The sequence below is a fragment of the Collimonas humicola genome (assembly GCF_018304945.1).
GTDB lineage: Bacteria > Pseudomonadota > Gammaproteobacteria > Burkholderiales > Burkholderiaceae_D > Collimonas > Collimonas humicola.
The window spans coordinates 262,057-279,816 of sequence record NZ_JAGQEE010000003.1 but is presented as its reverse complement, the minus strand read 5'-3'; the positions used below and the strand labels follow the sequence as shown (position 1 = coordinate 279,816).

Below are 17,760 nucleotides of genomic sequence, written 5' to 3'. Positions count from 1 at the left end.
GTCAGCCCACCTTACGCAGCGTCACAGCCAGCTGCGCCATCTCGTAGAGTCGTCGCAGCGCAAGTTCGCGCAGCTGCACGCGAAGTCGGTGCGTCGCCGTGTAGGTGACCGCGGTATCTTCATCGGCCTCCCGGTCCAGCCTGACTAACCCGTTTTGGGCCATCTGGTTCAAGGCCAGCTTGACCACGCCGACCACTGACGCCACCGAAGCGCGCTGACCGGCGGGAATGGCGACCGGCATCGCCGAGATGGCCTCCCAGCCCGGCGTCAGCTCCGGCGGGATGTCCGAGGGCAAGTCGGAGGTCTCTTTGAGTCGCCGCGACAGGGCATAGAGAGTGTCGCGGCACGTCCCAACCGAGGCTGGGGGCGGGGAGTAGTTGTCGTCGTCCAGGCCATCGGTGGTCGGGAAGAAGACCGCCGCGACTGCCACGTGTGCCAAAACCAGAGAGGCCTTCTGGTCCAGGTTCATACCGCTACGAATGTCGGTCAACCGAACGGCAAACTTGCTTTCGCGCGACGCAGGAACAACGATGAGGCCACGTTGCTCACTCGCGTCCAGAATATTGAGTTCCATGCCTAGCGCGACGTCTTGGACGTGCCGGTAGAACATTGGGTCCGCACGATACAGGGCCAGCAGTTCCCGGTACTCGCTATCGTTGATGGGAGATAGCGAAGTGTGGAGCGCCTTGTACGTCAGGCGCGCGGCATTGCGAACTGTTGGTTCAGGCGTGTTCATTGTTTTTCTCCCTGTTGGACGAATTCCAAGTTATCCCCTTGTGCGATGTCCAGCATGAACTCTGTACCGGTCAGTTGAGCAAGTACATCCTTGAATTCGTTTTCCGACTGTGCAAAGCTACGGAACAGAATGAGCAATAGACATCGACGCAGCGGGCGATTCAATCCCGCGTCTTCGGCGGCTTCCAGAATTTGGTCAACCCGTAGGGGCACTCCCATCGCGAACTTCGATCCGAGCCATTCGTTGGCTTGTTGAACAAGCTCCTTGGGGAACTGGTCCGTCATTGGTACGAACTCCGTCAATTCGCCATCGTCCTCTTCCGGCACAGCATCTTCTGCGCGCTGCTCTAGGAGCACTGTAAACACTGAGTTGAGGTCATATACCTTCGGCCACACCGGGGGATACAGTGCGCTGACGAAGGTGTCGCCTTCGGTGGCCAGGGTCTGGATGAGTAGATTCACTAACTGTGGCAGGAGCTGCGGCTCGAGGTCTGGCAGTCCTGTAGGTTTCCGAGCGCGGAAAACTGCTCGCTGGGCTGCGATAAATCGCTCGTTTGACTCGGTAATGTCAGTGACGAGTTGCAAACGAAGCAGGCTGGCGCTCTGCAGCGTTTCCCTTAGTTGAATGAGGCTCTGGCGGGTGCGTACCTCGTCAGCTTCGATCAGCGCTTCGCCGACAGCCTCCTCCATCCGCGTGTCCTCCGCTTGACGCTGGCGTACGTGCACCCTCGCCGCGTCGAGGCGGCCTGACATGTCTCGGCTCCAGTTGACGCTCCCAGGAGCGCGATAGGCCTGATAGAGCCTGTCCCGGATGAGCTGACGATATTCGATGGAGAGCTTGCGGGCTCGTCGGGCGATTTCCAGAGCCGCCTCGAAGCGGCCGCGCTGAACCAGGAGGTCCAGCATCTTCTCCATCAGCTCTTGGGAATCCTCTGGCGACAGGTCTAGCATGCCGAGATATACGAGGTAGCCTTCTGCCGTGGGCCGGTATCGGTACACGTCTTCCGAGTCTGGTTCGAATCTCACCAAGCGAAAGCGGACGCTCTTGGTGCTGCAAGTCGGTGCATCAAAGTAGTCGAAACTGAACTCGCGGTGATTGTTGGCTTTGTTGTCTAATGCATCGAGTACTACCTCCGCGACACGCCGGCTTTGGGAAGCGGACAGCGACGGCTTCATCTGCATGGCCACCTCAGCTAACTGCATGAGCACCTCAGTCGACGTGCTTCCACTGGAAATGGTAGTCGCTTCCATCATCAGGTCCAGCGCCGAAAGTGCCAGATAATGAGTATCTACTCCTTGGAAGAGAGTGTGCTCAGTACTCCCTTCGTCCCCGAGTCGCATTTTGTCACGCTCGAGCTGGAACACGGGCCGCAACAGTAGGAGGTTACGTTGTTGTCTGGACAGATCCAGGAGGGGCGAATTGGCTGATTTCGTAAGGGAAACGGACAGAGGGGAACCAAAGGCTTCGTCGCTCATAAACGAACCCCAAGGCAATGCACACCCAGTACGCAATAACCGCTGGAGGTGGGATTCGCACGTTTCGACCGGCACAATGACATTAGGCCTCCTATGTATATTGAGAGTATATACATAAAAGCAACTAGTACATAAAGGCAACTAATCTAATTTTGCGATGGCACAATCACGGCATGGCAACCATAACGAAGAAAGGCAGAACTACCGCATAGGTGTATACGCTGCTTGAACGTGGTCGAAGGCTTTATCGAGAAAAGCGTCGAAGTTGCTGGAGCGATGTCTGCGTGTTTGCTGCTCATGGTACAAATACGTTGATTGAAGCACGGCTCTGGATAAGACGCCCGCCTGCCGCTTTTTATTACAAATGTGCTGACAATGCGGCCCAAGGCGGTGGAAACGCATCGACATACAGGAAAATCGATGGAAGACTCAGATTACGATTTCAACAAACGCCCTGATAAGACCTACATGAGCAAGAGTTTGCCGGGATTTTTCGACAAGGAACGAAAGGTCAGAATCGCGACGAAGGCCTTCAATGCGTCGAATGAATTGATTTTTGCGACAGTCAAGGACGAACTCGTGCTGCGGCAAAAGGAGGGAGGAAAGCGCATAGTCAAGGCGACGTTCTTTGAGGATTCGCGCTCTGTCAGTGTGCTGAATCTCCAGGCTTATACAGAAGCCTCCGGGGTGCCACACAAATCAAATTTCGCTTTGATCGGCGATGAGATCGCCAAATTCCTGGAGTTTGCCAAGCACATTCAGGAATACGTTTTTCATCATGATCATGAGGTCAACATAACAGACGAGGAGCTTCGGAAATTCATCCTCTCGGAACGCCAAGCCGCCAAGCTGCTCACTGACAATCCGGACATTCTTGCTGAGGTGCTTCGCACGAAAATCACTAAGGAAGACATTGTCGCCATAGCCTATCGCCGAGAGCAGCTGGCGGCGTATGCACGCCTGTTGAATGAACCTGAATACTTCGCCCATGCTGAAGAAATAAAGGAACGTACTGGCGAAGCTTTGTGGCAGAAATTCTTTGAAAAGAACACCTGGTTTTTCGGCTACGGGCTCGGCTATCTTTTCCTGTCCTCGCTCGATGACAAAAAATTGGAAAACGTCGTCCAAGGACACTCGGTAACCTCGCACGGGAAACGGGCGGATGCGTTGATGAAGACGCGCGGCTTGATTTCGAGTCTCTGCTTTGTGGAGATCAAAATCCATACCACCAAACTGCTGTCGAACAAACCGTATCGGGCAGGGTGCTGGGCTCCGTCGTCGGAGCTCGTGGGAGCAGTGGCGCAGGTACAAGGGACCGTGCAGGGAGCTGTCGAGCAAATTGGCAATAAATTCATCGGCAAGGATGAAAACGGGGCTCCGACGGGCGAGGAGGCGCTCAACTTCCAGCCCCGCTCATTTTTGGTAATTGGCAGCCTGGGCGAGTTTATGGGGGAGCATGGGGTGAACGCCGAGCAATATCGCTCGTTCGAACTGTATCGTCGCAACACCGCCTGGCCCGAAATCATTACATTCGACGAACTCTATGAACGAGCGAGCTATATTGTCAATCACAATGCATAAATGGCACCATCTGCAAGAAGTTGCCGTGCGCGAAGGCTTTCAGATGGAATTGTCTTTCATTTCGACCAACAATAAGATCGGGCTGATAGCCCACCCCCTGACACTGGCCTCGCCAAGATCTAAATTACTTTCTTCGTGTCGCCAAAAGTCATGCTCAGTGCTGAATTGAAAGAGTCGAGTCGGATCAAGGGATTGAAAATTGGCCACTACCAGCACATTAAAACGCATCCCAACAGTCTACTGCAGACTTTCTGGAGCTGAATTTTGCAGCACTGCCGAGCGATGACATAATTCCGCCGAACGTCGCCATAATAATAAGATTGAGGGAGATAACATGAAATTTGAGGTTCTTGGTCCGTATTACTTCCCAACACGAACCATCATAAAGGCTGACCATATAAAAAAACTTAAGGCCACCGCGCTGGAGGATCCCTTCGGAGCAAGCCTGCTAAGTGGGCCAGGATGTTACGTGTTCGGTGTCAAATCCTCCGGCTCCGCACGGGTGGTGCCTTGGTATGTAGGTAAGGCTGAGAGACAATCCGTCTTAAAGGAGTCGACAAACGGATCCCACTTACAGCTTTACAATGAAATATTGGATGAATATAAGCGAGGACGTCCCGCACTATACTTTGTGCCGGCGGTTACGCTACAAGGACGGGGTAGATCGCCCGTTCAGAAAGGTGGCAAAATGCCAGCGGTGGATTTCTTGGAAGATTGGTTAATTGCTAGGGCACTCCAATCGAATCCGGGTCTATGGAATGCTCGGAAGACAAAATTGCTTCGCGAACTAAGTGTCAGAGGAATTTTTAACCCGACCAAGGGCGACATGACACTGCCTTCTGCATCGCTGAAGGAATGCTTAGATCTATGACAAGCGACAGCCCAAAATGGCCTGTAAATGTACTGCCCCAAATTTTAACCACGTCGGACTAAGACGGGGAAGCGATGTCTTGCGCACTTTGCAGTAACTGTGCCGAAGAAGAGCATTTCTCTAAGCAAGTTGAAACTCATGGCTCCCGAATTCCATACAATATTTGCGGCGGCATGGAACGTAATACACTCACGGCAGAAGAAATTGGAGCGCTGCTACCGCTGAACGCGATTTCTGTATGTCGTGCGAAGAATATCGGCTTCAAGTACGATAACTAGACAAATAATAATGAAGAGTCGGGGGGAGGCATGGAAGTCGAGCGAGTAGAAGCTGACGATGGAACAATCCAACTCTGGGGATATGACTGGGATCTAACCAGTAATCCTCCAATGAAGCGCAATCGACGATTCCTGACTATTGAGCAACCAGTTATGGTTGGCCCGATGAACACTATGGAAGCAATTTGCTGGTCCTACGGTAGAACCTTGGGCAACATCGCCGTATTTAATCACGACGTGATTGGTGCCTTTCCCGGGCTTAAAGGTGACGATGCTCTTCTCAACTGCGAAATAGTACCTGCCGGGCGCTGGCAGAATGGCACTGACCGTTGGTGGTGCCGTACACACCAATCTCACTGGGGGCGCGTCGCAGACAGGGCAGCATCTGATCGTGATGGAGCTATGCGTTGCGCGCAACACGGTTCGCCTATGTCCTATGTGGTTAATCCACCGCGTATTTACCTGCACGACTATGCCGAAGTAGGTATCTGGTGCTCTCTTCCTGCTGCATTCACTAGCAATGGCGAGCCGCCTCAGCGGCGACCCAAAATTCATGTGCACCTACGTGACGTCCCTAATGGACCAAAGATCGTTGATCAAGACTTTGATGCTCTGGCACTTCAATTTGCCCCCCCGATGGCATTGTTCCCAAACACTGGTATCGATACTGTGCATGTGACGCCACCAGCTGCAAAAGAGTTTGTACTATCCCTAGAAAACGGAACACCTATGGGATGTGTGCAGTGCACCCACTGCCGGTTTCCTCATCTGGACCTCGGTGACTTTGCTCGTAGATCGCATCGCAAACATCTGTGTGGGAATTGCGGGCGAGATCACACGTGGACGCCTGTGCCGATGACATCTACACCACTGAAACCGCTTCACGATGCATTTAGCGCAGCGTGGCAATACGTTGACGTCGCCAAGGTGCTCAACATTGACGAACACCCCGGAGCGACTTTTGCGCTTTGGGCCTCAACTCCGGCAATAGTATGGACGGCTCAACGCCCACAAGAGAGGGGCATCCATGTCCATCTGAGTGTTAATGGCAGGCGAATGATCGATGATACGTTTGGCACGGTGATTTATCACGGACAGGAGCTCAACCGACAGCTGCTTCTGGCTCAGATGATCGCCAACACAATGGACTGAATTCGACTCTATCTGATCCAGATTGGGTTGGCGCGTAGCCTTTTGGAAGGAGACGATCAATAGATCGTGTTGTCCGTCATGTTTTGCCAAAGAATTTTACGATTTAACTTATTTCTTCGATATATAACTTCTCCGAATGTATCATCGACGATTCGGCGAATGCCGTCACCTTCGAATACATGAACGTGTATCCCTTGTTCTTGCGGTCGGTTGGCCGTCCATAAAACGGCTGGAGTAGTTGGCCACAGTTCGAAATGCTTACCTTCAAACTCGTCAAGGTTGAGAGCCCGGTCAGGCGTTACATACGTATTACTGTTGTTGAACTGATCGTGCAGCGGCTTAAGAGGGGTTGAGACGATCTTGCCTGAACTGATGACGCTATCGTTTCCGCAATTTCCACAGAAATGTTTGGAATGAGGATGTCGAGCAAAACTCCCTAAATCTAGGTGCGGGTAGCCGCACTTTTTGCACGTGACGCAATCAGTGTGGGCTCCAGATTCGAGGGATCGAACAAATTCAAAAGCGGCAGGTGGAGTAACCTGGATCAATGTAATGTCGGTGTTAGCGAATAAGCCGGCATCCTGATTATAGGAACACACGATGGCATCATAGTCTTGATCGAGCTCCTTTCTTTCCTTGCCGGTAAAGCGTTTATGCACGTGTATCTTAGGCGGGCGCTTGACGATGGGACGGCTTGATAGGGCCGGCGGCAGAGAACACCAGACCCCAATTTCCTCATAGTCGTTGAACTCCACCTGAAGAGGATCAACGACATAACTCATTTGCATAGCGTGATTGCTACAAAGCACTTCTCCAGTTTCGGGGAGTGCCGCAATATCAGCATTGGTGCCCCAATGAATTTGGTGGGTTTTGCAATACCAGCGCTTGGCACCGTTGCGAAATTTTCCGCAAGGAACTATATGGCAGGGCAAGAGCGCATCGGCGCCGGCTTTTCCCTCGAAATGTCCAAATACCTCTTCCGAGCTAACAGCAATGTTTCCAATGGTTCTGCCGGGAGCCCAGCAGATAGCAGACGCCGCGGAGTACTTCTCTTGGCCAGCTTCAGGCGACAGGTCATCCTCATTGCCCAACTTGTGGAGGAATTCCTTCTTCGCCATTCCTGTACCAGGATTGGACCACTCACATTCCCACACTTCGACCTGGCCAGTTTCTCGGTTGAGTTTTCTCGAATAGAACATCTGAATATTTAGTAGTGATATGTGATAGAGCGGATTTGAACTCAATGGTCCTGGAAATCAAGCTGGTGACGGACTGCCATTGCCGCCCGAAAGCTCCAATATGGTCACAAGGCCCTTCATGCCAGTGCTTGCGGTCACGAAACAGGGATCGAATAAAATGCGCACCACCTTGGATCGATACATTGTTATCATATATGATAATTACAATATTTGGGCAATCGGCATCACTGTGCAACCTAATCATTGGAACGACAAGGCAGCAAACATCCTCAGGTCGGAGCTGACCCGCTCTGGCTTGTCGTATGGCGACCTCGTTTCGAAGTTGAAGGAAATTGGAGTGATCGAGACATACGCTGGGATCGCCAACAAACTCAGCCGTGGCAGTTTTTCATTCGTTTTTTTTCTGCAATGCATGCAGGCCATCGGTAGGCAGGATGTCAATCTCGATGAATAGAATTGCGAACTAATCCACAGTCGATATACTGTGTGCTTATACAGCATTCGTGAACGTGGGGAATAGAAAATGGGCGCCAACAGCAAAATCGAATGGACTCATCACACTTTCAATCCGTGGTGGGGATGCGTACGCATATCGCCGGCATGCAAGCACTGTTATGCCGAAACCTGGGCCAAACGCGTGGGCATGAACGACCTGTGGGGTAAAGAGGCACCGAGGCGCTTCTTCACGGACGCCCATTGGCGCGAGCCGTTAAAGTGGGACAAAGAGGCGGCGCTGGCCGGCGAGCGGCGACGCGTGTTTTGCGCCTCTATGGCTGACGTATTTGAGGATCGCACTGACCTCAACGACGCGCGAGAGCGGCTTTGGGCGCTTATTGAGGCTACGCCCAATCTGGATTGGTTGCTCCTCACAAAGCGGATCCGCCACGTTCGAAAGCTGGTGCCGTGGAGCGGCAAGTGGCCGCACAATATTTGGCTCGGCACCAGCACAGAAAATCAACTTTGGCTCGACAAGCGAATTGACCATTTGCTAGAGCACGATGTGGTGGTACGCTTTGTGTCAGCGGAACCGCTTTTGGGGCATATGAATCTGCAGCCGTATTTGCAAACGCCGGGGTCGTCTGTGGCAGGGATTAATTGGGTCATTGCTGGCGGGGAAAGCGGACCCGATTCCAGATCCATGAATCCAGCCTAGCCGGAAAGTCTCAGGGACCAATGCCATGAGGCCAATGTGCCGTTTCACTTCAAACAGTGGGGACATTGGGCGCCGGAGGAGTTAATTGCGGAGGGAATTTCCGCTCGTGCGCAACGCATACCTGCGCAGTTATCCATTCCACTAATATCTGTCCTCCCAATTTACGGACAATTTCAGTCATTTTGGTCTGTCACGGATTTGTAGCCCCTCGTGACAGACTTTATTGTCGCGTGACAGACTTTATTAGTCATTATCAAAGATTACGTCAGTGAAGATAGCCTATTCAACAGTCACCGACTTAGCCAAATTCCGCGGCTTATCCACGTCCGTCCCGCGCGCCAGCGCCGTGTGATATGACAGCAGCTGCAACGGCACCACATGCAGAATCGGTGACAGCAAGCCATAGTTCTCCGGCAGCCGGATCACATGCACGCCTTCGCTCGACTTGATGTGCGAATCGGCATCGGCGAACACATAGAGCTGGCCGCCGCGCGCGCGTACTTCCTGCATGTTCGATTTCAGCTTTTCGATCAGCGCATCGTTAGGCGCCACGGTCACCACCGGCATCTCCTCCGTCACCAGCGCCAGCGGGCCGTGCTTGAGTTCGCCGGCGGCGTAGGCTTCGGCGTGGATGTAGGTGATTTCCTTGAGTTTCAAGGCGCCTTCCAGGGCAATCGGGTAGTGGATGCCGCGGCCCAGGAACAGGGCGTTTTCCTTGCGGGCGAAGGCTTCGGCCCAGGCCACGATATGCGGTTCCAGCGCCAGCACGCTTTGCAGCGCGGCAGGCAGGTGGCGCATGGCTTTCAGGTGGGCGGCCTCTTCTTCGTCGCTGAGGCGGCCCTTGCTTTGCGCCAGCGCCAGGGTCAGCAGGAACAGCGCGGCCAGCTGGGTGGTGAAGGCTTTGGTCGAGGCGACGCCGACTTCGACGCCGGCGCGGGTGATGTAGGCCAGCGCGCATTCGCGCACCATGGCGCTGGTGGCGACGTTGCAGATGGTCAGCGTGTGCAGCATGCCGAGTGAACGCGCGTGCTTGAGCGCGGCCAGGGTGTCGGCGGTTTCACCGCTTTGCGAGATGGTCACTACCAGCGAGTTCGGATTCGGCACGCTGTCGCGGTAGCGGTATTCGCTGGCGATCTCGACGTTGACCGGGATCTTGGCGACCGATTCGATCCAGTATTTTGCTGTCAGGCCGGCGTAGTAGCTGGTGCCGCAGGCCAGGATCAGGACCGAGTCGATCTGCTTGAAGACATTGAAGGCGCCGTCGCCGAACAGTTCCGGCATGATGCCGGTGACGCCTTCGAGGGTGTCGGCGATCGCCCGCGGCTGTTCGAAAATTTCCTTTTGCATGTAGTGCTGGTAGGGGCCGAGCTCGACTGCGCTGCTGTAGGCATGCACGGTTTTCACTTCGCGCTCGACCGCCTTGCCGGCGGCGTCGACGATCCAGACGCGCTGCAGTTGCAGGTCGACCACGTCGCCTTCTTCCAGGTAGATGATCTGGTCGGTGGTGCCGGCCAGCGCCATGGCGTCGGAGGCGACGAAGTTCTGGCCCTGGCCGACGCCGACGATCAGCGGCGAACCCTGGCGCGCGGCGACCACACGGTGCGGTTCATCGACGCAGAACACGGCAATCGCATAGGCGCCGGTCAGGCGCTTTACTGCTTGCTGCACGGTGGCGAACAGGTCGCCGCTGTACATGTGGTCGACCAGGTGGGCGATGACTTCGGTGTCGGTCTGGCTTTCAAACTGGTAACCGGCCGCTTGCAGTTCGGCGCGCAGTTCGTCGTGGTTTTCGATGATGCCGTTGTGGACCAGGGCGATGCGGTCGCGCGAAAAATGCGGATGGGCGTTGTGGGTTGCCGGCGCGCCGTGGGTGGCCCAGCGGGTGTGGGCGATGCCGGTAAAGCCGGACAACTGGGCCTTTTCCATCTGGCTTTCGAGGTCGGCCACGCGCGATGTGCTGCGCGAACGCTGCAGTTTGCCATCGATATGCAAGGCGACGCCGCAGGAATCGTAGCCGCGGTACTCGAGCCGTTTCAGCCCTTCCAGCAGGATGGGGGTGACATTAATTTGAGCAACTGCTGCGACGATACCGCACATGGTCTTTTCCTCATTGAAGGTGAAATTCAAGAATATGGGTATCTTAGGCGAGCTCTTATGAAATAATGTATCTATATGATTGATAATTTCATGAATTATTTCATCGTATAAAAACAATGAAATAATATTTCATATATATTTGTATTTATCTTATAAATTGCATATTGCGATATGGAAATCACCCTCGACGAGCTGGACAAGCGGATTCTGAATGCCTTGCAGGCCGATGCCGCGCAAACCAATCATCAGTTGGCGCAGCTGGTGCACGCCTCGGCGCCGACGTGCTTGCGGCGCGTCAAGCGCCTGACCGATGCCGGCATCATCCTGCGGCAGGTGGCGATCGTGGCGCCGGACAAGGTCGGCGCCGGGCTGACCGCGATCGTCGAAGTTACGCTCGACAACCAGGCCGATGAGCGGCTGGTGGAATTTGAAGCGCTGGTGGCGGCCGAGCCGATGCTGCTGCAATGCTACCGGGTCTCGCCCGGGCCGGATTTCGTGCTGGTGGTGCAAGTGGCGGACATGGCGGCCTACCATGCGCTGGCGCACCAGCTGTTTGCCGCGCAAAAGAATGTGCGCAACGTGCGCACTTATTTCTCTATCCACCGCAGCAAGTTCGAGACCCGGCTGTCGGTGTAAAAAAATGGATAGCGCCGGCCGTAGCCGGGACTATCCATGGATTGCCGGTCTACTGCGGTTTTTGTTTTACTTCTTGATCTTCACCGGCCGCTGCCAGCTGTCGATGGTGACCTGGCGCGAACGCGAAACGGTCAGCTTGCCTTCCGGCGCATCCTTGGTCAGCGTGGTGCCGGCGCCGAGCGTGGCGCCCTTGCCGACGCGCACCGGCGCCACCAGCTGGCTGTCGCTGCCGATGAAGGCGTCGTCTTCGATGATGGTGCGGAATTTGTTGGCGCCGTCGTAGTTGCAGGTGATGGTGCCGGCGCCGATGTTGACGCGCGAGCCCACCGTGGCATCGCCGACATAGGCCAGGTGATTGGCCTTGCTGTGCGCGGCGACTTGGCTGTTCTTGACTTCGACGAAATTGCCGATGTGGACGTCTTCGCCCAATTCCGTGCCCGGACGCAGGCGCGCATACGGGCCGATCTGCGAAGCGGCGCCGACCACGGCGTCTTCGATATGGCAGAACGGCTTGATGTTGGCGTCGCGGCCGATGCGGGCATTCTTGATGACGCAATGGGCGCCGATCACGGCGCCGTCTTCGATGACGACATCGCCCTCGAAGATGCAGCCGATATCGATGCTGACGTCGCGGCCGCAGCTGAGTGCGCCGCGCACATCCAGCCGCGCCGGATCGAGCAGGGTAACGCCCTGTTCCAGCAGGCGGTTGGCGATATTGCGCTGGTGGATGCGCTCCAGTTCGGCCAGCTGCACTTTGCTGTTCACACCCAGAGTTTCCGCGACCGCATCGGGCTGCGCCGAAACCACCGTGGTGCCGTCGGCGACGGCGCTGGCGACGATGTCGGTCAGATAGTATTCGCCCTGGGCGTTATTGTTGGAGAGGCCGGCCAGCCATTTTTTCAGCTGCACGGTCGGCGCCACCATGATGCCGGTGTTGCATTCGCGGATGGCGCGCTGTTCCGGCGTGGCGTCCTTTTGCTCGACGATGCTGACAATCTTGCCTTGCGCGCGGACGATGCGGCCGTAGCCGGTGGGATCTTCCATATCGACGGTCAGCACGGCCAGCTTGTCGGCGCCGGCGCTGTCGATCAGCCGTTGCAGCGTAGCGCTGGCGATCAGCGGTACATCGCCATACAGCACCAGCGTCGGCACCTTGTCATCCAGGTGTGCGGCTGCTTGCGCCACCGCATGGCCGGTGCCGAGCTGCGGCTCCTGCTTGGCAAAAACCAGGTCGGCAGCCGCCAGCGAGCGCGGCACGGCATCGCCGCCATGACCGTAGATGACGCACAGAGTGGTTGGCGACAAGGCGCGCGCCGCGGCAATCACATGCGACAGCAACGGCTGGCCCGCCAGGGGATGCAGTACCTTGGGGAGTGCGGACTGCATGCGCTTGCCCATGCCGGCAGCGAGAATGACAACGTTCATAGTCAATATAGAAAGAAAAGGTGGGAAATTTTAGCACGGCCGATGCTGCCGGAATCAGCGCAGGTGCGGATTGCATGGCAATCCGCTGAAGCCGGGACGGACGGTTGGCTGGAAACCACATCGCCCCAGGACCGGAGGGCATTGGGGCGATGCGGGGTTTGCGCTTTTACTGGCGAGGCGGATTAATAGTGCTGCCAGAAACCGCCCGAGAAGGCCCAGCCGTTGCCGTTGCGGACCCAGTGGCCGGGCGCCCAGAAATAACCGTCGCGGCGCGCTTCCCAGTGGCCGTTGACCCAGTCGTGGCGGCCATTGTTCCAGCGCCAGTATCCGCCGATCCAGACGTGGTCGGGGCTAGGCGCCGGCGTCATGATTTCCACCCGCGGCGGCGGCGGCGCGACGTTGATCACGATCGGAGCGGTACTGTAGGTATTGTTGATCTGCACCCAGCGGCCAGGATGGAAATTCCATTGGCCGCCGTCATTGCTCCAGTAAGCGTGCTGGAAAACCATGTTCGGGCGCGACTGCTCCCAATGGCCGTTGTTCCAGACGTAGCGGTTGCCCTCCCACTTCCAGTGGCCGCCGATCCAGTAGGAATCGGGGTAGGGCGCAGGCGGCACCACTTCCACCAGCGGCGCCGGCGGCGCCTGTACTACCTTGATTTCGCGGTATTCGACGCGGGTGCGCGGCGGTTCGACCACGCAGCCGGCCAGCGACGCCGTTGCGGCTGCGACGGCGGACAATACCAGATAACGTTGAAAACGACGGCGGTTCATTTATGTCTCCAAAATAAAGATCCCGCGTATTAGAACGTTTTGCCGTGTGGAATGAATACAGGCATTACAAATGCTTGCAATTTACCCGCGCGCAGGCCGGCCAGGCTGGCCCGGCAAGGCGTTCCGGAACGTTTCTGGCGCCGCTGGCTACAGCTTCAGGCTTCGTCTTTGATATTGGTGTTGGGGCCGTTTTTCTTGACGGCGTGGATACCGGCGTCGCGCGCGCTGGTGGTGCTGTACATCTGGCTGCTGCCGATGACCTGGTGATTGGCGGCCTTCAGGTTGAAATAGAACCGGCCGTTGGAAGCCTGGTTGCGGCTATAGCGATCGTCCTGGGTGCTGTTGATCTGTACCGAGGCGATGCCGTTTTCGGCGGATGCCTTGGCGACATACATCTCGCTGTTGAGCACGACTTCGCCGTTGTCGGAGTAGAGCAGGAAATAAAACTGTCCATCCACAGACTTCTTGAGTACGTAGGACCCTGCCATTGAGCTTCTCCTGATGGGTTGCAGACGAAGCGGCGACGAAATAGCTGCCTGCGCCGCTCGTCCGCTTTGATTATATAGCTCTGGCGGTGAATGCAATACTGTTGCTTAATCGTCCAACCCCGCGTCCAACTGCGCGTCCAACCCCGCGTCCAACTGCGCGTCCAACTGCGCGTCCAACCGTGCGCCCAACTGTGCACCTGACTGCACGACTGCCTGCAGCGGAATGATGCTGGAGACCGTGGCGCCGGTGGGCGTCGAACAAGGATCGTCGTCGAACGCGATGTCGCCGTTGGGGTCGGCGATGCCGCTGGCTTTCAGGCCGGTGAAGCCGAACAGGTTGCGGTCCATCAGGTGCGACGGGGCCACCGTCGACAATGAAGCAAAAACATTGTCGACCCGGCCAGGAAATTTCTTTTCCCATTCGCGCAGCATGCCCTTGATCTGCTTGCGCTGCAGGTTTTCCTGGCTGCCGCACAGGTCGCAAGGAATGATCGGAAACTGCTTGACCTCGGCGTAGCGGATCAGGTCGGCTTCCTTGACGTAGGCCAGCGGCCGGATCACGATCTGCTTGCCGTCGTCCGACTGCAGCTTGGCCGGCATGCTCTTCAGTTTGCCGCCGAAGAACATGTTGAGGAAAAAGGTTTCCATGATGTCGTCGCGGTGATGGCCGAGAGCGACCTTGGTCGCGCCCAGCTCGCTGGCGACGCGGTACAGGATGCCGCGCCGCAGGCGCGAGCACAGCGAGCAGGTGGTTTTGCCTTCCGGGATCAGGCGCTTGACGATGCTGTAGGTATCCTGGTTTTCGATGTGATAGGCGACCCCCAGCTTGTCGAGGTAGGCCGGCAGGATATGGTCGGGGAAGTTCGGCTGCTTCTGGTCGAGGTTGACGGCAACGATTTCAAAATTGATCGGCGCCCGTTCGCGCAGCGTCATCAGGATGTCCAGCAGGGCGTAGCTATCCTTGCCGCCGGAGAGGCAGACCATCACCTTGTCGCCGTCTTCGATCATGTTGAAATCGCCTATCGCCTGGCCGACCTGGCGGCACAGGCGCTTGTGCAGCTTGTTGTTTTCGTGAGCGATCTTTTCAGCGCTCTTGTGGCTGGGCGCGCTGGCGGCGTCGTGCGCCGGCAAGGACGGCTGGCTTGCTGCGGATGTTTGGTCTTGCATAAGGACTTCCTGCTTCAATAGATGATTCATGGCGGTTCTGCGTTGCTTTGCGCTGCGGGGCTCAGGCTTTCGGCTTGATGCGGAATACTTCGACGCCGACTGAACGGCAGTCGGGATAGGCGTCCGGTTTTTCCGAGGATACCCGCACTGCGCGCACGCGCGGATGCAGCAGCAGTGCGTTGACCAGGTCGTCGCACAGGGTTTCCTGCAGATGGATATGGCCCTGGGCCATGCGCTTGGCCACGGTATTGCGCATGAAATTGTAGTCCAGCACGTCATCCACATGGTCTTTGGTCGGCGTCGACAAAGCCAGCGGCACGAACAGGTCGACGTTGATCAGCGCGCGCTGCGTGCCTTGTTTTTCAGATTCGTAGACGCCGATATTGATCTGCACTTCGTAGTCGCGCAGAAACAGGCGACGGCAATCGCTAAGGTCGGGATGGATGAGTGCGGAGAGCATGGCTTTTTCAGTGAGGTTGGAACAGCGGGCCCGTGGCGGCGCTCTTGTCCCGTGAGTGAGGATGCAAATGTCGGCCGCCATCGACCAGCAGCGTGCTGCCGGTAATGGCGGAGGAAGCGGCGACAAAACAGACTGTCGCCGCGATATCTTCTAAAGCGGCAGAGTCGATGGCAGAGCCGGCCGCCGGCAGCGCCGGTGCGATGCCGGCCACCCGCACTTGCGGCGCAAAGGCCTGCGCCAGCAAGGTGGTGGCGCTGTGCAGCGCGGCTTTGGACAAAGTATAGGATAAAAAATCCGGCTGCGGATTGAACAGCTTCTGGTCCAGCAGGTTGATCACCACCGCCTGCGCACCCGGGCGTTTGAGTGTGGCTGCATGCAGTTCCTGCGCCAGCTGCAGCGGCGCCGCCAGGTTGGCTTGCATGTGGCGCGCCAGGCCGGCCGGCGAAAACGCCGCCGCGGTATCGTGCTCGATATGGCTGGCGTTGTTGACCAGGCAACGGACCGCGCCCAGCGCCGCGGCGACTGCCGGCAGCAAGGCGGCGATGTCTTTTTCATCATCAAGGCGGCAGCGCACGGCCGCCGCCTTGACGCCCAGCGCCTCGCACTCCTGCAGCAGCGCCGTGAGCGCCGCCGGCGCCTGCTCTTTCTGATGATGCAGCGCCAGCCGCCAGCCCTGCCGCGCCAGCGCCAGCGCAATGGCGCGGCCGACCGCGCTGGCGGCGTCGGTGATCAGGGCTACGGCGTGGTCTGGAGCGTTTCTGGTTGGCATAATGGCAAACTGGCTTGGTGATTTACTAATGGACTACTTTTGGTCGAACCGGACTGGTTTTGCGCTGAGCGCGCGCGTTATCTCCTACAATAGCGCCATGCAACTGCAATTACCTGAAGCTTCGGTCGAAGCACAGCGCGCATCGCGCCTGTTACACAATCTGATCGCCACCGAAATCCGCCTGCAGCAGGGCTGGATTTCGTTCGCACGTTACATGGAACTGCTGCTGTATGCGCCGGACCTCGGTTATTACAGCGGCGGTGCAGAAAAATTGGGCAAAGACGGTGATTTTACAACCGCGCCCGAGATTACGCCGCTTTTTGGCGCAACTTTGGCGCAATTGGCAACAGAGTTGCGCGCTGCTTCCCCGGCGCTGCAGCCGCAAATCCTCGAATTCGGCGCCGGCAGCGGCCAGCTGGCTTTCGATATCCTGACGGAACTCGCCGCCCACGGCGACGCAGAGCGGCCGCTGCAAGCCTATTACATCGTCGAACTGTCGGCCGAACTGCGTGCCCGCCAGCAGCTGAAGCTGCGCGATTTCTCGCAAGTGCAGTGGCTGGATCGCTTGCCGGAGGCATTTTCCGGCGTGGTGCTCGGCAACGAGGTGCTTGATGCGATGCCGGTCGAACTGGTGGTGCTGGGCGAACGCGGGCAGGGCTGGCAGCAGCGCGGCGTCGGCCTGAGCGACGAAAATGAACAATTTGTCTACATCGACCGCCCGGCCGATCCGGCGCTGATCGCGCAGATTCCCGATGCCGATACGCTGGCTCCCGGCCACCTGACTGAAGTGCACCCGGTCGCCATCGGCTTCATGCATTCGCTGGCAGCCATGCTGAAAGCCGGGCAGGGCGCGGTCGCCCTGTTCTTCGACTACGGCTTCCCGGCGGCGGAATACTATCTGCAGCAGCGCGACCAGGGCACGCTGATGTGCCATTACCGCCATCACGCCCATCCCGACCCTTTTTATCTGCCGGGTTTGCAGGATGTGACCGCTCACGTCGATTTCACCGCCATGGCAAGGGCTGCGCTGGATTCCGGCCTGGATCTGCTGGGTTACACCAGCCAGGCTTCCTTTTTGCTGGAGGCGGGCATCGGCCAGCTGCTGCTGCGCACGCCGCCCGAGAATGCCTTACAGTATCTGCCGCAGGCCAACGCCTTGCAGAAACTGGTGTCGCCGGCCGAAATGGGCGAGCTGTTCAAGGTGCTGGCGGTAGGCGTCGGCGCTGAATTGCCCGAGCGTTTCAGCCGCCATGACCGCAGCCATCGCCTGTAGCCCCATGACTTTGTTCCTTGAAAGCGCAACATGATCCGCTGGATGCTGGTGATTTTCGTTGCCGTGATTGTGTTTTCCAGCGCCTTGCCCTGGCTGGAAAAACTCGGCCTCGGCCGCCTGCCCGGTGATGTGCGCTTCACCTTGTTCGGCAAGAATTTCTCACTGCCGTTCGCCTCGACCGTCCTGCTGTCGACCGTGATCTTCCTGCTGGTGCGGATACTGTAGGG

At 57.1% G+C, this 17,760-nt stretch carries 17 protein-coding genes and 1 pseudogene; 8 read left to right on the top strand and 10 right to left on the bottom strand.

Going from position 1 to position 17,760, the window contains the following annotated elements; all coding sequences use genetic code 11:
- Position 1 precedes the first annotated feature (1 nt).
- Both KHU30_RS12890 and KHU30_RS12885 read right to left on the bottom strand, forming a co-directional pair.
- Entirely contained in the window at positions 2–736 is a 735-nt protein-coding gene (locus KHU30_RS12890; RefSeq protein WP_211443005.1) for a hypothetical protein, read from the bottom strand.
- A complete protein-coding gene (locus tag KHU30_RS12885; RefSeq protein ID WP_230427357.1) occupies positions 733–2,211 on the bottom strand; it encodes a hypothetical protein in 1,479 nt (492 codons plus the stop codon). The genes KHU30_RS12890 and KHU30_RS12885 overlap by 4 nt, the downstream gene beginning before the upstream one ends.
- A gap of 420 nt (positions 2,212–2,631) precedes the next feature.
- Here KHU30_RS12885 and KHU30_RS12880 point away from each other — a divergent pair, with 420 nt between their 5' ends.
- From KHU30_RS12880 to KHU30_RS12870, 3 genes are all read left to right on the top strand, one after another.
- Positions 2,632–3,792 carry a Shedu immune nuclease family protein gene (locus KHU30_RS12880; protein ID WP_211443004.1) on the top strand — a complete coding sequence of 387 codons (1,161 nt, stop codon included), beginning with the start codon at positions 2,632–2,634 and terminating at the stop codon, positions 3,790–3,792.
- 334 nt (positions 3,793–4,126) lie between these two features.
- Positions 4,127–4,663, top strand: coding sequence for a hypothetical protein (locus KHU30_RS12875; protein ID WP_211443003.1), 537 nt, complete (start codon positions 4,127–4,129; stop codon positions 4,661–4,663).
- 308 nt (positions 4,664–4,971) lie between these two features.
- On the top strand, positions 4,972–6,093 hold the full coding sequence (locus tag KHU30_RS12870) for a hypothetical protein (protein ID WP_211443002.1): 1,122 nt from the start codon (positions 4,972–4,974) through the stop codon (positions 6,091–6,093).
- 56 nt (positions 6,094–6,149) lie between these two features.
- Here KHU30_RS12870 and KHU30_RS12865 read toward each other — a convergent pair whose 3' ends face one another.
- On the bottom strand, positions 6,150–7,211 hold the full coding sequence (locus KHU30_RS12865; protein WP_211443001.1) for a hypothetical protein: 1,062 nt from the start codon (positions 7,209–7,211) through the stop codon (positions 6,150–6,152).
- Positions 7,212–7,449: 238 nt separating this feature from the next.
- Between KHU30_RS12865 and KHU30_RS12860 the strand changes: the two genes are divergently transcribed.
- Together KHU30_RS12860 and KHU30_RS12855 are read left to right on the top strand one after the other, a co-directional pair.
- Entirely contained in the window at positions 7,450–7,746 is a 297-nt protein-coding gene (locus tag KHU30_RS12860) for a DUF6471 domain-containing protein (protein WP_230427356.1), read from the top strand.
- Between the two features lie 69 nt (positions 7,747–7,815).
- Positions 7,816–8,649, top strand: a pseudogene (locus KHU30_RS12855) (DUF5131 family protein).
- 75 nt (positions 8,650–8,724) lie between these two features.
- Here KHU30_RS12855 and glmS read toward each other — a convergent pair.
- Positions 8,725–10,542: a glutamine--fructose-6-phosphate transaminase (isomerizing) gene (glmS, locus tag KHU30_RS12850; protein ID WP_211443000.1), complete on the bottom strand. Its 1,818-nt coding sequence runs from the start codon at positions 10,540–10,542 to the stop codon at positions 8,725–8,727.
- Between the two features lie 171 nt (positions 10,543–10,713).
- Between glmS and KHU30_RS12845 the strand changes: the two genes are divergently transcribed.
- A complete protein-coding gene (locus tag KHU30_RS12845) occupies positions 10,714–11,178 on the top strand; it encodes an Lrp/AsnC family transcriptional regulator (RefSeq protein ID WP_211442999.1) in 465 nt (154 codons plus the stop codon).
- Positions 11,179–11,244: 66 nt separating this feature from the next.
- Here KHU30_RS12845 and glmU read toward each other — a convergent pair whose 3' ends face one another.
- The 6 genes from glmU to KHU30_RS12815 form a co-directional block, all read right to left on the bottom strand.
- Positions 11,245–12,603, bottom strand: a complete 1,359-nt coding sequence (gene glmU / locus KHU30_RS12840) for a bifunctional UDP-N-acetylglucosamine diphosphorylase/glucosamine-1-phosphate N-acetyltransferase GlmU (protein ID WP_211442998.1) — start codon at positions 12,601–12,603, stop codon at positions 11,245–11,247.
- A 182-nt stretch (positions 12,604–12,785) separates the two neighbouring features.
- Entirely contained in the window at positions 12,786–13,376 is a 591-nt protein-coding gene (locus tag KHU30_RS12835) for a YXWGXW repeat-containing protein (protein WP_211442997.1), read from the bottom strand.
- Between the two features lie 155 nt (positions 13,377–13,531).
- On the bottom strand, positions 13,532–13,864 hold the full coding sequence (locus KHU30_RS12830) for a YegP family protein (RefSeq protein ID WP_211442996.1): 333 nt from the start codon (positions 13,862–13,864) through the stop codon (positions 13,532–13,534).
- 105 nt (positions 13,865–13,969) lie between these two features.
- On the bottom strand, positions 13,970–15,031 hold the full coding sequence (gene ttcA, locus KHU30_RS12825; RefSeq protein ID WP_230427355.1) for a tRNA 2-thiocytidine(32) synthetase TtcA: 1,062 nt from the start codon (positions 15,029–15,031) through the stop codon (positions 13,970–13,972).
- A 61-nt stretch (positions 15,032–15,092) separates the two neighbouring features.
- Entirely contained in the window at positions 15,093–15,491 is a 399-nt protein-coding gene (locus KHU30_RS12820) for a dihydroneopterin aldolase (RefSeq protein WP_211442995.1), read from the bottom strand.
- Positions 15,492–15,498: 7 nt separating this feature from the next.
- Entirely contained in the window at positions 15,499–16,260 is a 762-nt protein-coding gene (locus KHU30_RS12815) for an SDR family NAD(P)-dependent oxidoreductase (RefSeq protein WP_211442994.1), read from the bottom strand.
- Positions 16,261–16,357: 97 nt separating this feature from the next.
- Between KHU30_RS12815 and KHU30_RS12810 the strand changes: the two genes are divergently transcribed.
- On the top strand, positions 16,358–17,533 hold the full coding sequence (locus KHU30_RS12810; RefSeq protein ID WP_211442993.1) for a class I SAM-dependent methyltransferase: 1,176 nt from the start codon (positions 16,358–16,360) through the stop codon (positions 17,531–17,533).
- Between the two features lie 30 nt (positions 17,534–17,563).
- Positions 17,564–17,758 (top strand): DUF2905 domain-containing protein, encoded by a 195-nt coding sequence (locus tag KHU30_RS12805; RefSeq protein WP_061936327.1) that lies wholly within the window; start codon positions 17,564–17,566, stop codon positions 17,756–17,758.
- Positions 17,759–17,760: the final 2 nt, after the last annotated feature.